The organism is Gemmatimonadota bacterium (assembly GCA_016713785.1).
In the GTDB taxonomy this organism is placed as follows: domain Bacteria; phylum Gemmatimonadota; class Gemmatimonadetes; order Gemmatimonadales; family GWC2-71-9; genus JADJOM01.
Map to the genome: position 1 here is coordinate 1,051,946 of JADJOM010000003.1, position 14,247 is coordinate 1,066,192.

13 protein-coding genes are annotated in these 14,247 nt (G+C 73.2%); all 13 read right to left on the reverse strand.

Going from position 1 to position 14,247, the window contains the following annotated elements; translation table 11 throughout:
* Positions 1–2: 2 nt before the first annotated feature.
* The 13 genes from IPJ95_12730 to IPJ95_12790 all read right to left on the reverse strand — a co-directional run bounded on the left by IPJ95_12730 (position 3) and on the right by IPJ95_12790 (position 14,247).
* Positions 3–719 carry a 1-(5-phosphoribosyl)-5-[(5-phosphoribosylamino)methylideneamino] imidazole-4-carboxamide isomerase gene (locus IPJ95_12730; GenBank protein ID MBK7924473.1) on the reverse strand — a complete coding sequence of 239 codons (717 nt, stop codon included), beginning with the start codon at positions 717–719 and terminating at the stop codon, positions 3–5.
* 24 nt (positions 720–743) lie between these two features.
* Positions 744–2,057 carry a M23 family metallopeptidase gene (locus IPJ95_12735; protein ID MBK7924474.1) on the reverse strand — a complete coding sequence of 438 codons (1,314 nt, stop codon included), beginning with the start codon at positions 2,055–2,057 and terminating at the stop codon, positions 744–746.
* Between the two features lie 8 nt (positions 2,058–2,065).
* Positions 2,066–3,232 (reverse strand): cell division protein FtsZ, encoded by a 1,167-nt coding sequence (gene ftsZ / locus IPJ95_12740; GenBank protein MBK7924475.1) that lies wholly within the window; start codon positions 3,230–3,232, stop codon positions 2,066–2,068.
* Positions 3,233–3,243: 11 nt separating this feature from the next.
* Positions 3,244–4,497 (reverse strand): cell division protein FtsA, encoded by a 1,254-nt coding sequence (ftsA, locus tag IPJ95_12745; GenBank protein ID MBK7924476.1) that lies wholly within the window; start codon positions 4,495–4,497, stop codon positions 3,244–3,246.
* Positions 4,494–5,186, reverse strand: coding sequence for an FtsQ-type POTRA domain-containing protein (locus IPJ95_12750; GenBank protein ID MBK7924477.1), 693 nt, complete (start codon positions 5,184–5,186; stop codon positions 4,494–4,496). The genes ftsA and IPJ95_12750 overlap by 4 nt, the downstream gene beginning before the upstream one ends.
* Complete coding sequence (locus IPJ95_12755) at positions 5,168–6,118, reverse strand: hypothetical protein (GenBank protein MBK7924478.1); 951 nt, start codon at positions 6,116–6,118, stop codon at positions 5,168–5,170. The genes IPJ95_12750 and IPJ95_12755 overlap by 19 nt, the downstream gene beginning before the upstream one ends.
* A complete protein-coding gene (locus IPJ95_12760) occupies positions 6,115–6,486 on the reverse strand; it encodes a hypothetical protein (GenBank protein ID MBK7924479.1) in 372 nt (123 codons plus the stop codon). Before IPJ95_12760 ends, IPJ95_12755 begins: the two co-directional genes overlap by 4 nt.
* The gene (locus tag IPJ95_12765) at positions 6,483–7,643 is read right to left on the reverse strand and encodes a UDP-N-acetylglucosamine--N-acetylmuramyl-(pentapeptide) pyrophosphoryl-undecaprenol N-acetylglucosamine transferase (GenBank protein ID MBK7924480.1); all 1,161 of its coding nucleotides are present in this window, start codon (positions 7,641–7,643) and stop codon (positions 6,483–6,485) included. The genes IPJ95_12760 and IPJ95_12765 overlap by 4 nt, the downstream gene beginning before the upstream one ends.
* Positions 7,644–7,729: 86 nt before the next feature.
* A complete protein-coding gene (locus tag IPJ95_12770; GenBank protein ID MBK7924481.1) occupies positions 7,730–8,896 on the reverse strand; it encodes a cell division protein FtsW in 1,167 nt (388 codons plus the stop codon).
* 25 nt (positions 8,897–8,921) lie between these two features.
* The gene (gene murD, locus IPJ95_12775) at positions 8,922–10,295 is read right to left on the reverse strand and encodes a UDP-N-acetylmuramoyl-L-alanine--D-glutamate ligase (protein MBK7924482.1); all 1,374 of its coding nucleotides are present in this window, start codon (positions 10,293–10,295) and stop codon (positions 8,922–8,924) included.
* Positions 10,292–11,419: a phospho-N-acetylmuramoyl-pentapeptide-transferase gene (locus tag IPJ95_12780; GenBank protein ID MBK7924483.1), complete on the reverse strand. Its 1,128-nt coding sequence runs from the start codon at positions 11,417–11,419 to the stop codon at positions 10,292–10,294. Before IPJ95_12780 ends, murD begins: the two co-directional genes overlap by 4 nt.
* A gap of 6 nt (positions 11,420–11,425) precedes the next feature.
* Positions 11,426–12,793, reverse strand: coding sequence for a UDP-N-acetylmuramoyl-tripeptide--D-alanyl-D-alanine ligase (locus tag IPJ95_12785; GenBank protein ID MBK7924484.1), 1,368 nt, complete (start codon positions 12,791–12,793; stop codon positions 11,426–11,428).
* Positions 12,793–14,247, reverse strand: coding sequence for a UDP-N-acetylmuramoyl-L-alanyl-D-glutamate--2,6-diaminopimelate ligase (locus IPJ95_12790; GenBank protein ID MBK7924485.1), 1,455 nt, complete (start codon positions 14,245–14,247; stop codon positions 12,793–12,795). The genes IPJ95_12785 and IPJ95_12790 overlap by 1 nt, the downstream gene beginning before the upstream one ends.

The following is a 14,247-nucleotide window of genomic DNA, read 5'->3' on the forward strand; positions in this document are numbered from 1 at the left end:
GGCTAGGCCAGCGCGGCCAGCGCCGCGGCCACCGTGAACCGGCCCTCGTAGATCGCGCGGCCGGCGATGGCGCCCGCGAGGCCGGCCTCGCGCGCCGCGCAGAGGTCGGCCACCGACGCCACCCCGCCGCTCGCGATGACGCCGGCGCCCAGCGCCTGGAGCGCGCGCGCGCCGTCGAGATCGGGGCCGCTCAGCATGCCATCGCGGCTCACGTCAGTGTAGATGATGGTGTGGATCCCTTCGGCCACCACGCGGCGGCAGACAATGGTGGCCAGCAGCGGCGTGGTCTCGACCCAGCCCCGGATCGCCACGTGCCCCCCCTTGGTATCGAGCCCCACGGCCACCCGCTCCGCGCCGACGGCGGCCACCGCCTGAGGCACCAGCGCGGGGTCGGTGACCGCGGCCGTGCCCAGCACCCCGCGGGTCACGCCGAGGTCGAGGACCGTCCGGAGCGCCTCGAGGGACCGCAGCCCGCCGCCGACCTGGATCCGGACCTGCCGGCCGAGCGCGGCGGCGAGCCGGGCGAGCACCGGCAGGTTGTCTCCGGTGCCGAAGGCGCGGTCGAGGTCCACGACGTGGAGCCAGCGCGCCCCGTCGGCGACGAACTGTTCGGCTTGTGCTACGGGATCAGTGCCGTAGGAAGTTTCGCGGGCCGCCTCGCCCTGGCTCAGGCGGACGACCCGGCCCCCTCGCACATCGATGGCGGGATAGAGTTCCACGTCGCATCGCGCCCGGGCGGGCGCTCAGAAGTCGGCGCCGGCCGACGGGAGCGTGGCACCCCAGTCGGGCAGGCGCCCGGCGTAGACCGGCGCGCCGCCGTCGAGGATCCGGGCCAGCCGGCCCCGCTCGGCGTCGAAGCTCCCCCGCTCGGCCACGGGCACCGGATCGCCGTTGCCGAGGTCCGCCCCGGCCGGCGAGCGGGAGGCGCCGTTGACGCGGAACTCGTAGTGCAGGTGCGGGCCGGTGGCGAGTCCGGTGGAGCCCACGTAGCCGATGACCTCGCCCTGGGTCACCCGCTGCCCCACTGCGAGACCCTTGGCAAAGCCCTGCAGGTGGCCGTATCGCGTGGTGACCCCGTTGGCGTGCCGCACCTCGACCAGGTTGCCGTAGCCACCGGACCATTCGCGCCGGGCCACCACGCCCTCGCCGGCGGCCATCACCGGGGTGCCGGGATCGGCGGCGTAGTCGATGCCCTCGTGCCGACGCACCACGCCGAGGATGGGATGGCGGCGGGCGCGGTTGAGCGACGAGGAGATCCGGCGGAACTGCACCGGGGCCAGCAGGAAGGCACGCCGCAACGAACGGCCTTCGGCGTCATAGAAGCCGGAGGTGCCGTCGCCCGCGGTCCAGCGGAAGGCACTGAAGGCGGTGCCGCCGACCACCACCTCGCCGGCCAGCACCCGGCCAAAGCGGGTCTCGCCATCCTCCGCGATGAGCCGCTCGGCGACCACGCGGAAGGCATCGCCGGGCTGGATGTCCCGGCTGAAGTCCACCTGCCAGGCGAAGACGTCGGCCAGGTCCCACGCGAGTCGGATCCGGTCCTCGGGCGCGAGCAGGGCGTCGAAAGCGGGGGCGCTGAGCGCGTCGTAGAGCGAGGTGGTGATGCCGCCCTCCAGCACCACCGGCTCGCTGGTCCAGCGGATGGGCTCGGCAATCGGGGTCCAGCCATCGTCGGTGCGCACCAGCGCCACCCGCTGCTCCGGCCCGCTGCGGAAGATTACCCGCGTCGGGAGCGAGTCACTGCCCCGGCGCTGGAAGCTGAACACCAGCCCCGCCCGGAGGCGACGGGGATCGAAGAGGCCGCCGGCGGCCGAAGGGGCCAGCTGGAAGTCGTCGAGGCCCTGCCGGGAGAAGAGCTGGCCCACCGATTCGCCGCGGCGCAGGGTATCCACCTGCTCGGTGAACAGTTCGGTCACGCGAGGCAGGGGCGCGTCCACCGGCTTCCGCCACGGCCAACTGTCGCCGGCGGCATACACGCCCGCCGCCACGAGGATGCTCGTGGCGGCGGCGAAGCCGGCGAAGGTCTGGAGGGCGTCGGCCCAGGTGGAACGCTTCATCGACCCCGTCAGTCCATCTGGCGCCGGATGAAGGTCGGGATCTCCATCTCCGGGACGTCGCTGGCCCCGGAGGGACGGCGCGGCTCGGGGCGGGATGGGGCGACCGGCGGCGGGGTCACCTGCACCGGCGGCGGCGCCGGGGTGCGCTTGCCGGTGGGGAAGTTGATGACGCCCGGCGCGGGCTTGGCGAGCGGCTGCGGCACCGGCGTCGTGTCCACCCGGTCGAAGCCGGTGGCGATGACCGTCACCCGGACCTCGCCCTGCATCGAGGGATCGGTGGCCGCGCCGAAGATGATCTCGGCCTCGTCGCCGACGGCGTCGTGGATGATGTCGTTGATGGTGGTGGCCTCACCGAGGGTGAGGTCGTTGCCGCCGGTGATGTTGATCAGGACGCCGCTGGCCCCGGCGATGGAGACGTTGTCGAGCAGCGGGCTCGAGATGGCCTGCTGCGCCGCCTCCATGGCCCGGTTCTCGCCGCGGCCGATGCCGGTGCCCATGAGCGCCGCGCCACCGTTCTGCATGATGGTGCGCACGTCGGCGAAGTCGACGTTGATGATGCCGGTCTTGGTGATCAGGTCGGCGATGCCCTGGGTGGCCTGCAGCAGCACCTCGTCGGCCTTCTTGAGCGAGTCCTGGAAGGGGATCCCCTTCCCGACCACCGCCAGCAGCCGTTCGTTCGGCACCACGATCATGGTGTCGACCGAGTTGCGCATCTCGGCGATGCCCATCTCCGCCTGCCGCATCCGCTTCTTGCCCTCAAAGAGGAACGGCTTGGTCACGATGCCGACGGTGAGCGCGCCCATGTCCCGGGCCATCTGCGCGATGATGGGCGCGGCCCCGGTCCCGGTGCCGCCCCCCATCCCGCAGGTGACGAAGACCATGTCCGCCCCCTGCATCACGGCGACCACGTCCTCGCGGTTCTCCTCGATGGCCTGTCGCCCGATCTCGGGGCGGGCGCCGGCGCCGAGGCCGCGGGTGAGCTTGCGCCCGATCTGGAGCTTCACGTCCGCGCGGGAGGAGGTCAGCGCCTGGGAGTCGGTGTTCACCGAGATGAACTCCACCCCCCGCAGCTGTTCCTCGATCATGCGGTTGACGGCGTTGCCGCCGCCCCCGCCGACGCCGAGGACCTTCATCCGCGCGTTCTGTGCCCCGGTCTCTTCCAGCTCGAAGATCATGGGATGTTCTCTCAGAAAATGTCCTGGAGCCACTTGCGCACCGGTCCGACCCACTTTTCCACCGCCTGGCTGCCCCGCTTGCCCGCGCCGAACCCGGCGCCCTGCACCAGCTGCCTGGTCCCGTAGATCCCGAGGCCGGCCAGCACCGTGAAGCGCGGCGCCTCGACACTGTCGGTCAGCCCCGCCAGCCCCTGGCCCGGCTTGCCCACCCGGACCGGCATGGCGAACACCTCGCGGGCCAGCTCCCGGATCCCCGGCACCTGAGCCCCGCCGCCGGTGAGCACTACGCCCGCCGGGAGCCGCTGGTGGTAGCCGGCCCGGGTGATCTCGTCCATGGCGAACTCGAGGGTCTCCTGCAGCCGCATCCGCATGATGTGGGCAAGGACCTGGCGGTGCGCGTTGCGCGCGCCCTGCCCCGGCGTCCCCGGCAGCTCGACGACGTCGGACTCGGGCACCAGCGGCTCCCAGGCCGCCCCGGCCCGCTCCTTCAGCCGTTCCGCATCCTGCTGGGTGACCTGCAGCCCGTGGACGATGTCGTTGGTGACGTGGCCGCCCGAGATCAGCAGGGAGGCCGTGTGCCGGATCTTGCCCGCCTGAAAGATAGCGACATTGGTGCTCCCGCCGCCCAGTTCCACCAGGGCGCAGCCCAGGTCGCGCTCGTCCGGGGTCAGGACCGCCAGGGACGCGGCCAGCGGTTCCAGCACGAACTCCGCCACGTGGTACCCCGCCCCCTCGACGCACTTCCGCAGGTTCTGCGGCACGCTGGAGAGCACCGTGACCAGGTAGACCTGCGCGTCGAGCCGGGAGCCGGTCATCCCGATCGGCTCGCTGATGCCGGGCTGCATGTCGACCAGGTAGTCCTGCGGGATGGCGTGCAGCAGCTCGTGGTCCTTGCCGAGCGGCACGCTCGAGGCCACGTCATTCACCCGGGCCACGTCGCCGGTGCGGATCTCGCCGCCGGTCACCGAGACCACGCCGGTGGAGGTCTGCCCCGCCACATGCTCCCCCGCGATCCCCACGTAGACCGAGCCCACCTCGACGCCGGCCATCCGTTCGGCGTCCTTCATGGCCTTCTGGATGGCCCGGGTAGTCTCCTCGATGCCGCGGACCACGCCCCGGCGCACGCCGGCGCACCGCTCCACCCCCACGCCGAGGATCCGGGTGGTGGCGCTGCGGGCCTCGCCCTGGACCTCCGCGATGACGGCCGCGACCTTGGTGCTCCCCAGGTCGAGTGCCGCAACCAGGCGCGTCGGCGCCACGCTCATGCCGCCTCCCAGCGGATGATCACCTGCCCGGCGAAGCGCGCATCGAGCTCCGCCCAGCGGCGTCCCTGCTTCTCGAGATCCTGCACCACCGCGGCCACCGCCCGCATGACCTCGGCCCCGGCATCGGGCCGGAACCAGTAGCGCTGCCCATCCACCGTCACCACCACGTCGGGACCCTGCCGCCGCCCGGTGATGATCCGGGAAAAGAAGGTCGGGTCGGTCAGCCGCATCCGGGCCAGGAAGCCCGCCACCACCGAATCCGCCGCCTCCACGATGGGCAGGTCGGGCGCCGCCACCGTCGGGTCGAAGTCGAGCGGCCGGCCCCGCTCGCTGAGCAGCTGCAGCCGCCCGCGCCGCATCACCAGCGCCACCGCCCGGGCCTCCCGCAGCGTGACCACGATCGTGCCGGGCAGCCGCCGGCTCACCCCGGCCCACTCGACGCCCGGCAGCGACTCCGCCGCCACCCGCAGGGGATGCAGGTCCTCGAAGATGCTCGCGCCGGGGTGGAGCGGCAGCTTCGGGATCACCTGGTCCGCCCGCAGGTTGGCGAGTCCGCGCACCTCGACCCGGCGCACCCGGAAGAACTCGAGCCCCCCGACCAGTCGCGGGACGCCCCACCAGAGGAGCCCCACCACGGCCGCCGCGCCGAGGACCTTGTACCCCGGCTTGCTCAGGCGGCTTGCAGCCACGCCAGGTACTCCCGTCCGATCTTGGTCACGTCGCCGGCGCCCAGGGTGATCACCACGTCGCCGGCGCGGGTGAGTTCACGCAGGCGCTCCTGGAGCCGCGCCTTGTCCGGCTCGTGCAGCACCCGCGCCCCCGCCGCCACCGCCGCATCCACCACCAGCTGGCTGGTGATCCCGGGCATCGGCTGCTCCCGGGCCGGGTAGATCGCCGTGACCAGCGCCACGTCGGCCCCGGCGAGCGCCGCGCCCATCGCCCCATGATGCTCGGCGGTGCGCGAAAACAGGTGGGGCTGGAACACCGCCACGATTCGCCGCCCGGGAAACGCCTGCCGCGCCGCGGCCAGCGTGGCCACCAGTTCGGTCGGGTGGTGGGCGTAATCGTCCACGAACCCGATCCCGCCCGCCTCGCCCAGCCGTTCAAATCGCCGGCCCAGCCCGCGATAGCTGCCCAGTGCCTGGATCACCGGCTCGAGCGGCGCCTCGAGGGCCAGCGCCGCGCCCAGCACCCCGGTGGCGTTCCGCAGGTTGTGCAGCCCCGGCACGCCGAGCCGAAGGGTAATCGGCTCCCGCCCCGGAAGCGCCACCCGGGCCTGGCTGCCGGCTTCCGACTGGACGACATCGCTGATGCGGAGGTCGGCATCGCCCCCGAGGCCGAAGGTCCAGACCGCCGCGCCCGCCGCCCGGAGCCGCGCCGCGACCCGCTGGGGACCCGGCTCGTCGGCCCCGATCACCACCCGCCGCGCCCGCCCGCCGAAGGTGGCAAAGGCCGCTTCCAGCGCCGCCACGCTGCCGTAGCACTCGAGGTGATCGGCCTCGACGTTGTTGATCACCGCCACGGTGGGCTGCAGCGTGAGGAAGGCCTGGTCGTATTCGTCCGCCTCGACCACGAACAGCCGGTCACCACCCAGGCGCGCGTTCCCGCCCCAGCTGTTCACCCGGCCCCCGCGAGCCCGGTCGGGTCGAGCCCCGCGGCGGCGAGCGCCTCGGTGGTCATCACGGTGGTGGTGGACTTGCCGTGGGTGCCGGCGAGCGCCACGACCGTGCCGCCATTCACCAGCGCCGCCAGCGCCACCTTGCGTGGCACCACCGGCACCCCGAGCGCACGGGCCCGCTCCAGTTCGGGATGGGAGGGAGGCACCGCCGCCGTCACCACGACCGCGCGTGCGCCCAGCACATGGGAGGGATCATGGCCCTGGACCACCCGGGCGCCGAGCGCCGCGACATCCTGGGCACCGGAGGGATCGGGGTCGCAGCCAGTCACCGCGACGCCGCGCCGGCGGGCCACGAGCGCCAAGGCGCTCATGCCGGCACCACCAATGCCCATGAAGTGGACAGGTCGGGAATCGGCGGGGTCGAACAGATCCATGGTTGGTGCGCTAATCTAAAACCCCGCCTAGAGTTGGGAAACCCTGACGGGCTCAGACCAGGGCCAGCAGATGGGCCACGATGGCCTCGGCGGCGTGGGGCCGACCGCGGCTCCGGGCGGCGGCCGCCATGGCCTCGCGGCGGGGGCGGTCGTCCCGCAGGGCGGCCAGCGCCTCGCCCGAGCGCGGCGGGGCTCAGGTCCCGCTGCAGGAGCAGGAGGGCGGCGCCCGCCCCGGCCAGCGCCTCCGCGTTGTGGCGCTGGTGATCCTCCGCCGCGGTCGGCAGCGGCACCAGCAGCGACGGGAGGCCCCAGGCGCAGAGCTCCGCCCCCGTCATCATGCCGGCGCGGCTCACCACCAGGTCGGCCACGGCATAGGCGTCGGCCATGGGGTCGAGGAATCCGACCACCTGCACCGCGGGCGGCTGGTGGTACCGGGCAAAGCGCTCGTGGCTCCCCCGACCCGTGGCCCACAGCACCTGCCACCCCTCGCCGCCGCCCTGCTCCAGCCAGCCCGCCACGGCCTCGTTGATGGCGAGCGCCCCCTGGCTGCCCCCGGTGACGAGCAGGACCGGACGGTCGCCCCGGATGCCGAATCGTTCCCGCGCGGCCGCCTGCCGGCCCGGCTCCGGCGCCACGATCGGGTTTCCGGTGTCGAAGACCTCGGTCGCGGGCCCGAACCGCAGGCGGGATCTGGCCTCGGGGAGGCCCAGGTAGACGTGGCGCACCCGGCGCGACAGGAGCCGGGTGACCACGCCCGGAAAGGCGTTCTGTTCCTGCAGCGCGGTCGGGATGCCCCGCCGCGTGGCCCACCAGACCGCGGGCCCCGACGCGTAGCCACCGGTACCGATCACGGCCACCGGCTGCTCCTCCGCGAACAGCCGCCCCAGGCGGCGCAGCAGCCCCCACGCGACCGCCGGCCAGCGCACGTTCTTCCACCACTGGCGACGGTAGATGGGCTCGACGGGTAGGAGGTGGTAGCGGAAATCGCGGGTGGGGAGCAGCGTGGCCTCGATCCCGCGCTCGGCCCCGACCAGCACCGGCTCGAGGTCGGGCCGCTGCGCACGGAGCCGCGCCGCGATGGCGAGCGCGGGCATCAGGTGCCCGCCGGTTCCACCGCCCGCGATGAGGACCGTTCGGCGCCCCGAGGGCCCGTCACGCCGCGCCGGTGGTGGGGCGGCCATCAGCGGGGACTGCGCTGGGCGGTGGTGGTGGGTCCGCGCCCCGCGGGCTTCCCGCGCAGCCGGCCAATACTGAGCAGGATCCCCACGCCCGCGAGCGACACCACGAGACTGGTGCGGCCGTAGCTCACAAAGGGCAGCGTGAGCCCGGTGGTGGGCATCAGGCTCAGGTTGACCGCCATGTGCATGAGGGCGGTCACGCCCACCATCGCCGTGAGTCCCACCGCCAGGAACTGGCCGAAGGGGTCCGCGGCGGTCCGGGCGATCCGCAGGCCCAGCCACACGAAGATCCCGAACAGGAGGACCAGCAGGCAGACGCCCACGAACCCCCACTCCTCCGCGATGGCGGAGAAGATGAAGTCGGAGTAGGCGTACGGCACGTAGCCCATCTTCTGCTGCCCCATCCCGAATCCCACCCCGAACAGCCGCCCCGAGCCGATGCCCACCAGCGACTGGTAGATCTGGCTGGTCCCCTCGGCGCCGTTGATGAACTTGTCCCACCGCTCCGCCCGGTAGCCCGCCCGCTGGATGAGCTGCAGCCCGGCGATCACCGCGCCGAGCCCGAGCAGCAGGAAGTGCCCGATCTTGGCCCCCGCCGAGAAGAGTACGATCCCGCCCAGCAGCGAGATCAGGACCGCCATCGACATGTTGGGCTGCAGCATGATGAGCGCGGAGGCCACGCCCAGGATGAAGAGGAACGGCAGCATGCCCTTCTTGAACTGGCGGACCTGGTCACCCTTCTTGGTGGCCAGCATGGCGCACCAGATGATGACCACCAGGCGCACCAGTTCCGAGACCTGGAACTGGAGCGGCCCGAGCCGGAGCCAGCGCCTGGCCCCGTTGTACCGCGGGGCGATGAAGGACGGCGTGAAGGGCAGGACCACGATCACCAGCGCCAGGAGCGAGCCCAGCAGCAGCGGCCAGGCCAGGGGGCGCAGCAGGCGGTAGTCGATCCGGCCGAGGACCAGCATGAGGATGCCCCCCACCAGCGCGCCGGTGAACTGGGTGAGCGCGTAGCTCCCCCCGGCGATGCCGTTGGCGGAGCGCACCAGGCTGGAGGCGCCGTACACCGTGGCGATCCCCAGCGCCACCAGGGTCGCGGTGACCACCGCGAGGAGGCGGGTCTCCCAGCGCAGCTCGCCCGGATGGCGCACCACCGGACTGCTCATGCCCCCCTCCCGTCGTCAGGGCGCGTCACAGCGCCGCCACCGCCGCGCGGAACTGGGCCCCGCGGTCCTCGTAGTTGCGGAACATGTCGTAGCTCGAGCAGGCGGGCGAGAGCAGCACGGCGTCGCCCGGGCGCGCCAGGCGGCGCGCCTCGGCCAGCACCGCGCCGAAGTCAGTCCCGCCGTCCACCACGGGCAGTAGCGCGCCGAGGTCCTGCCGGATGATCGCCCGCGACTCGCCGTAGGCCACGACCGCCCGGCAGCGGTCGCCGGCGGCGGCCGCGAGCGCGGTGTACGGCTCGCCCTTGTGACGCCCACCCAGCAGGAGCACGAACGGGCGCTCCAGTGCCTCGACGGCCACGCGGGTGGACGAGACGTTGGTGGCCTTCGAGTCGTTGATCCACAGCACCTCGCCCGCGGTGCCCACCGGCTCCATGCGGTGCGGCAGCGCCCGGAAGCTCCGGAGCCCCGCCGCGATCCCCGCACGCGGCGCGCCCGCCCGGGCGGCGATCAGCGCCGCGCAGAGCGCATTGGCCACGTTGTGGTCGCCGAAGAGGGCCAGGTCATCACGCGGGAGCAGCGGGGCCGCGCCCAGCCGGAGCAGCCGCGCCGGACGGTCGTACCAGCCATCGGCCTCGTGGCGCACGCTGAACCGCTGCCGCGTGCCGGGGTGGGGCGCGGCGCGCCGTTCCACCTCCGCGTCATCGCCGTTGAGCACCCAGCACGACCCCGACCCCGCGTGGCGGTACAGCAGGTCCTTGTCGGCGTAGTACTCCTCGAGCGTCGCGTAGCGGTCCAGGTGGTCGGGGGCGAGGTTGGTGGTGGCGCCGATCGCGGGCGCGAGGTCATGGGTGTCGTGCAGCTGGAACGAGGACATCTCGAGTGCCACCCAGGCCGGCCGTTCCCCCGCGAGCGCCACCTCGGACAGCGCCCGCCCGATGTTCCCCGCCGCGAGGGCGGCGATCCCGCCTGCCTGGAGCAGGTGCGCGGTGAGGGCGGTCGTGGTGGTCTTGCCGTTGGTCCCGGTGATCGCCGCGTACCGGGCCCCCGGCAGCGCGGCGTAGCCCACGTCGATCTCCGAGATCACCGGCACGCCCGCCGCGCGCGCCGATGCCAGCGGCGGCGCGTCGGGCGGCACCCCGGGTGACACCACGCACAGCCCCGCCCCGCCGATCCGCGCCAGGTCGTGCCCCGCGAGCTGCACGGCGACCCCGGCCTCCGCCAGGCGGTGTCCCGCCGCCTCCGCCTCCGTGCCCAGCACCTTGGCGAGGTCGCGGGCCACGTCCGAGGCGTAGACGGGAATCCCCTCGCGCCGCAGCAGGAGCGCCGCGGCCACCCCGCTCTTCCCGAGCCCGATCACCGCGGCCTCACGGCCGCCGGCCCGCCAGCGCGCGAAGCTCACCGCAGCTTGAGGGTGGCAAGGGCCACCATGGCGCAGAAGATGCCCAGGATGTAGAACCGCGTCACCACCGTGCTCTCGTGCCAGCCCAGCTTCTCGAAGTGGTGGTGCAGCGGCGCCATGCGGAAGACCCGGTGCTGGTCGGCGTACTCCTTGCCGCGGGAGCGCTTGTACCAACGGTAGACGCCGGTCTGCAGGATCACCGAGACCGCCTCCGCCACGAAGACGCCGCCGATCACCAGCAGCAGGAACTCCGACTTGAGCAGGATCGACACGGTGCCGAACGCGCCCCCGAGGGCCAGGCTGCCGGTGTCCCCCATGAACACCTGGGCCGGGTGGGCATTGAACCAGAGGAAGCCGAGACATCCGCCCAGCAGGGCGGCGCAGAAGATCGTGAGTTCCCCGGCGCCCGGCAGGTAGAACAGGTTGAGGTACCCGGTGGCGTCCACGCGGCCCAGCAGGTAGGCAAACAGCGCGAAGCCGCCGGCGGCGATCGCCGAGAGCCCGGTGGCCAGGCCGTCGAGGCCGTCGGTGAGGTTGACGGCGTTGCTGCTGCCGGTGATCACGAAGGTCACGAACGTGACGTACACCCAGGGCGCAAACACCACGATGACGAACTTGAAGAACGGCAGCGTGGTGGCCGAGGCGGGGATGGTGTCGGGGGGAATCACCGGGAAGAACAGCAGCAGCGTGCCGAGCACCAGCCCGAAGCTCACCTGGCCCACCAGCTTCCACTTGGCCACCAGGCCCCGCGACTTCCCCTCCACGATCTTGAGGTAGTCGTCGAGGAACCCGATGCCGCCCATCCAGAGCGTGGCCAGCAGCGCGAACAGCACGAAGCGGTTGTTGAGGGGGGCCCAGAGCAGCGTCGGGACCACGGTGGCGAGCAGGATGATCACGCCGCCCATCGTCGGGGTGCCGCGCTTCCCCTGGTGGCTGGCGGGGCCTTCGGCGCGGATCACCTGCCCGATCTTGCGGGCCCGCAGCCGCGCGATGATCGCCGGCCCCACGAGGAACGCGAGCAGGATGGCGGTGACCGTCGCCCCGGCCGCGCGGAAGCTGATGTAGTTGAAAAGGTTGAAGAAGATGTGGTGCTTGCCCAGCGGGGCGAGCAGGTGATAGAACACGGCGCCTCAGTGTGTCGAGTGGTGCTGACCGGTGAGGAACGGAAGTATACGTTCGAGCGCGGCGCCACGGGATGCCTTGAGCACCACCAGCTCGTCGCCGTGCAGGCGGGCCTTGAGCAGCGGCCCCATCGTCGGCGCGTCCGGCGCGACCAGCAGCCGGTCGCCCAGCTTGGCGGCGTACGGCGTGATGGCGGGCACGAAGTCGCCCACCGCCGCCAGCAGGTCGGGCTCCAGGCCCACCAGCGCCGCCGCCACCCCCGCATGGTGCCGGGGACTGTCCGGCCCAAGTTCGCGCATGGTGCCGGCCACGAACACCAGCCGGCGGCTCCCCCGCATGGCCCGCGCGGTGGAGATTGCGGCCAGGAAGCTCGCCGGGTTGGCGTTGTAGGCATCGTTGATGATCGTCAGGCCGCCCGCCTCGATCACCTCGCCCCGCCCCCCGGGGATCCGGAGGTTGCGGAGGCGGTCGGCGGCCGCGGTCCGGTCGAGGCCCAGCTCCTGCACCAGGGTCCAGGCCAGCATCGCGTTGGTGGCCTGGTGCTGGCCGAGAAGCGGCAGGGTGATCCGCTGCTCGTCCACGGTCAGGGTGGCCCGGCCGGTCGAATCCATCGAGACCGACTGGGGCACCCGGTCCCCCCGGGCCAGGCCGGCGGTGACCACCCGGACCGCGCGCCCCCGTGCCCGCTCCGCGAGCGCGGCCGGCTCGAGCCCCACGATGGCCAGCGGGGCACCCTCCAGCAGGTCGAGCTCTTCCTCCAGGACGCCGTCGAGGCTCCCGAAGCCGTCGAGGTGCGACAGCGCCACGTTGGTCGTCAGCGTGGCGGTGGGCTCGATGACCGGGCGCGCCCGGCGCAGCTCCCCGCGCTCGCTGGCGCCCGCCTCGATGACCAGGGCCTCGGTGTCGTCCGGGGCGGCCAGGATGGTCTTGGGGATGCCCACGAGGTTGTTGTCGTTCGCCGGCGTGGAATGCACCCGGTACTTCACGCCCAGCACCGCCGCCACCATCTCCTTGGTGCTGGTCTTCCCATTGGCGCCGCCGATCGCGACCACGGGGCCCCGGATCTCGCGCCGCCGCGCCCGGGCCAGCCAGCCGTAGGCCTCCAGGGTGTCGGTGACCGAATACAGGATGAGCCCGGCCACCGCCGCGGTCCCGGTGACCACCACTGCGCCGGCGGCACCGGCGTCCCGGGCCGAGACCAGGTGGTCGTGCCCGTCGAACCGCTCGCCCTTGAGCGCCACGAACAGCGCGCCCGCCTCCAGGGTGCGGGTATCGGTGGACACCGAACTGAAGGTGGGCGGGACGCCCGGGACCGGGTCGGATCCCGTCAGGCAGGCGCCCAGCGCCTCGAGGACGGCGTCATGCGTCCAGCGCATCAGCTCGCCCCGAGCCCGAGGACGATGGCCCGCTCGTCAAACGGCACCTTCTCGGTCCCGATCACCTGGTAGGTCTCGTGCCCCTTGCCCGCGAGGAGGATGGTGTCGCCGGCCGTGGCCGCCTCGAGCGCCGTGGCGATCGCCTGCCGGCGATCGGCGACCCGCTGGTGGGGCGCCGCCCCCATGCCCTGCTCCACGTCGTCGATGATCCGCTCCGGGTCCTCGGTGCGCGGGTTGTCCGACGTCACGATGGCCAGGTCGGCGAGCGAGGTGGCGATCCGGCCCATCACCGGCCGCTTGCCCCGGTCCCGGTCGCCCCCGCAGCCGAACACGACGAGCAGGCGCCCCGGGGTCAGCGGCCGCAGCGCGGCCAGGGCCCGCTCCAGCGCGTCCGGGGTGTGGGCGTAGTCGCGCAACACTACCGCGGGCCGCTCGGCCAGTCGCTCCATCCGCCCCGGCACCTGCGGCGCCAGGGTCAGCCGCTCGGCCACCGCGTGCGGATCGAGCCCCAGGCCGATCCCCACCCCCGCCGCGGCGAGGGCGTTGGCCACGTTGAATTCGCCCAGCAGCGGCAATGCCACCTCCGCCGCACCACCGGGCGTCACCAGTCGGAACCGGCTGCCGGCGTTGCCAAGCACGAGCGCGTCCGGATGCACCATGGCACGTGGGTCGAGCCCGAAGGTCACTCGCCGTCGGCCGCCGGGCAGCGCCGCCCAGGCCGGATCGTCGGCATTCACCACCTGTACCCCGTCCGGCGCGAGCAGGCCGTCCAGCCGCAGCTTGGCGGCGAGGTAGGCTTCCATGGTGCCGTGATAGTCCAGGTGATCGCGGGTAAGGTTGGTGAAGACCCCCGCGGCGAAGCTCAGGCCGTCGAGGCGGCCCTGGTCCAGGCTGTGGGAGCTGGTTTCCATGACCACGCGGGTCACCCCGCGCCGCAGCATGGCGGCGAGGGTGGCCTGGAGGTCGATCGGTCCCGGCGTGGTCAGCGAGCCCGCGGTGGATTCGACCGCGCGTCCCGCCCCATCGAAGGCGCCCAGGGTCCCGATGCTCCCGGCGTGGCCCGCGTCGTTGAGCAGGTGCCGCACCAGCGCCGTGGTGGTGGTCTTGCCGTTGGTCCCGGTGATGCCCACCAGCGAGAGGCGGGCCCCCGGGTCGCCGTGCCAGGCGCGGCCCACCACGAGGGCGGCGCGGCGGCCGTCCTCCACCACCACGCAGGGCACGGTGACGCCGTCTGGCCGCTCCACGATCACGGCCGCCGCCCCCCGCGCCACGGCGTCGGGCACGAAGCGGTGCCCGTCGGCCTGGGAGCCGCGCACCGCGACGTAGACCATGCCGGGCGCGACCGCGCGACTGTCGGCGGTGACGCCCGTGAGGGCCGGCGTGGCGCCGGCGCTGGCCGTGAGCAGGCCGGCACGCCGCAGGGCCGCCTCGAGGGCCGGAAGGGTCTGGCTCAT